This window comes from Shewanella sp. SG44-6 (assembly GCF_014164185.1).
GTDB classification, from domain to species: domain Bacteria; phylum Pseudomonadota; class Gammaproteobacteria; order Enterobacterales; family Shewanellaceae; genus Shewanella; species Shewanella vesiculosa.
The window spans coordinates 1-207 of the sequence record NZ_JACJER010000397.1; the positions used below are offsets into that span (position 1 = coordinate 1).

At 48.8% G+C, this 207-nt stretch carries 1 protein-coding gene; it reads right to left on the reverse strand.

Annotated features, from left to right (window positions below; all coding sequences use genetic code 11):
- On the reverse strand, window positions 1-207 hold a 207-nt coding region (locus H5185_RS22725), incomplete at both ends, for a hypothetical protein (protein WP_182743409.1).

Sequence of the window (207 nt, forward strand, 5' to 3'; positions counted from 1 at the left end):
TGAATTGCGGCAGTATTTTGAGTCGCTTTAGTATTGGCTGCAGTGGCGCTGGCTTGAACTGTTGTGATGTTTTGCGCTAAGGCACTATCTGCGTTCGCTCTAGCGGTTTGCTCGGTCTGAATTGCGGCAGTATTTTGAGTCGCTTTAGTATTGGCTGCAGTGGCGCTGGCTTGAACTGTTGTGATGTTTTGCGCTAAGGCACTATCT